Origin of the sequence: Niallia sp. FSL W8-0951 (assembly GCF_038006525.1) — a bacterium.
GTDB lineage: Bacteria > Bacillota > Bacilli > Bacillales > Cytobacillaceae > Niallia > Niallia circulans.
The window spans coordinates 1-2918 of record NZ_JBBOVK010000008.1; the positions used below are offsets into that span (position 1 = coordinate 1).

Sequence of the window (2918 nt, forward strand, 5' to 3'; positions counted from 1 at the left end):
TATTAGTATCAGTCAGCTCCACATGTCGCCACGCTTCCACCTCTGACCTATCAACCTGATCATCTTTCAGGGATCTTACTAGCTTGCGCTATGGGAAATCTCATCTTGAGGGGGGCTTCATGCTTAGATGCTTTCAGCACTTATCCCTTCCGCACATAGCTACCCAGCGATGCCTTTGGCAAGACAACTGGTACACCAGCGGTGCGTCCATCCCGGTCCTCTCGTACTAAGGACAGCTCCTCTCAAATTTCCTACGCCCACGACGGATAGGGACCGAACTGTCTCACGACGTTCTGAACCCAGCTCGCGTACCGCTTTAATGGGCGAACAGCCCAACCCTTGGGACCGACTACAGCCCCAGGATGCGATGAGCCGACATCGAGGTGCCAAACCTCCCCGTCGATGTGGACTCTTGGGGGAGATAAGCCTGTTATCCCCGGGGTAGCTTTTATCCGTTGAGCGATGGCCCTTCCATGCGGAACCACCGGATCACTAAGCCCGACTTTCGTCCCTGCTCGACTTGTAGGTCTCGCAGTCAAGCTCCCTTGTGCCTTTACACTCTACGAATGATTTCCAACCATTCTGAGGGAACCTTTGGGCGCCTCCGTTACTTTTTAGGAGGCGACCGCCCCAGTCAAACTGCCCACCTGACACTGTCTCCCACCCCGATCAGGGGTGCGGGTTAGAATGTCAATACAGCCAGGGTAGTATCCCACCAATGCCTCCACCGAAGCTGGCGCTCCGGCTTCCAAGGCTCCTACCTATCCTGTACAAGCTGTACCAAAATTCAATATCAGGCTGCAGTAAAGCTCCACGGGGTCTTTCCGTCCTGTCGCGGGTAACCTGCATCTTCACAGGTACTATAATTTCACCGAGTCTCTCGTTGAGACAGTGCCCAGATCGTTACACCTTTCGTGCGGGTCGGAACTTACCCGACAAGGAATTTCGCTACCTTAGGACCGTTATAGTTACGGCCGCCGTTTACTGGGGCTTCAATTCAGAGCTTCGCACTAACGTGCTAACCCCTCCTCTTAACCTTCCAGCACCGGGCAGGTGTCAGCCCCTATACTTCGCCTTGCGGCTTCGCAGAGACCTGTGTTTTTGCTAAACAGTCGCCTGGGCCTATTCACTGCGGCTCTCGCAGGCTTGCACCCGCAAGAGCACCCCTTCTCCCGAAGTTACGGGGTCATTTTGCCGAGTTCCTTAACGAGAGTTCTCTCGCTCACCTTAGGATTCTCTCCTCGCCTACCTGTGTCGGTTTGCGGTACGGGCACCCTAAATCTCGCTAGAGGCTTTTCTTGGCAGTGTGGAATCAGGAACTTCGGTACTATATTTCCCTCGCCGTCACAGCTCCGCTTATGTGGTAATGGGATTTGCCTCATTACCAGCCTAACTGCTTGGACGTGCTAATCCAACAGCACGCTTACCCTATCCTCCTGCGTCCCCCCATTGCTCAAACGATTTAAAGGTGGTACAGGAATATCAACCTGTTGTCCATCGCCTACGCTTTTCAGCCTCGGCTTAGGTCCCGACTAACCCTGAGCGGACGAGCCTTCCTCAGGAAACCTTAGGCATTCGGTGGATGAGATTCTCACTCATCTTTCGCTACTCATACCGGCATTCTCACTTCTAAGCGCTCCACCAGTCCTTACGGTCTAGCTTCAACGCCCTTAGAACGCTCTCCTACCACTGACATCATAGATGTCAATCCACAGCTTCGGTGATACGTTTAGCCCCGGTACATTTTCGGCGCAGAGTCACTCGACCAGTGAGCTATTACGCACTCTTTAAATGGTGGCTGCTTCTAAGCCAACATCCTGGTTGTCTAAGCAACTCCACATCCTTTTCCACTTAACGTATACTTTGGGACCTTAGCTGGTGGTCTGGGCTGTTTCCCTCTTGACCACGGATCTTATCACTCGTAGTCTGACTCCCAAGAATAAGTATTTGGCATTCGGAGTTTGTCTGAATTCGGTAACCCGATGGGGGCCCCTAGTCCAAACAGTGCTCTACCTCCAATACTCTAAATCTTGAGGCTAGCCCTAAAGCTATTTCGGAGAGAACCAGCTATCTCCAAGTTCGATTGGAATTTCTCCGCTACCCACACCTCATCCCCGCACTTTTCAACGTGCGTGGGTTCGGGCCTCCATCCAGTGTTACCTGGACTTCACCCTGGACATGGGTAGATCACCTGGTTTCGGGTCTACAACCACATACTATTTCGCCCTATTCAGACTCGCTTTCGCTGCGGCTCCGTCTCTTCAACTTAACCTCGCATGTAATCGTAACTCGCCGGTTCATTCTACAAAAGGCACGCTATCACCCATAAATGGGCTCTAACTACTTGTAGGCACACGGTTTCAGGATCTATTTCACTCCCCTTCCGGGGTGCTTTTCACCTTTCCCTCACGGTACTGGTTCACTATCGGTCACTAGGGAGTATTTAGCCTTGGGAGATGGTCCTCCCTGCTTCCGACGGGATTTCTCGTGTCCCGCCGTACTCAGGATACACTCAAGAGGGAACGAAGTTTCGACTACAGGGTTTTTACCTTCTACGACTGACCTTTCCAGATCGATTCGTCTACCCCGTTCCTTTGTAACTCCATATAGAGTGTCCTACAACCCCAAGAGGCAAGCCTCTTGGTTTGGGCTAATCCCGTTTCGCTCGCCGCTACTCAGGGAATCGCGTTTGCTTTCTCTTCCTCCGGGTACTTAGATGTTTCAGTTCCCCGGGTCTGCCTTCAGTACCCTATGTATTCAGGTAAAGATTCTATCCCATTACGGATAGAGGGTTTCCCCATTCGGAAATCTCTGGATCAAAGCTTACTTACAGCTCCCCAAAGCATATCGGTGTTAATCCCGTCCTTCATCGGCTCCTAGTGCCAAGGCATCCACCGTGCGCCCTTTCTAACTTAACT

1 rRNA gene is annotated in these 2918 nt (G+C 52.1%); it reads right to left on the bottom strand.

Annotated features, from left to right (window positions below):
• A 23S ribosomal RNA gene (locus tag NSS71_RS25600) occupies positions 1-2918 on the bottom strand; the annotation flags it as partial.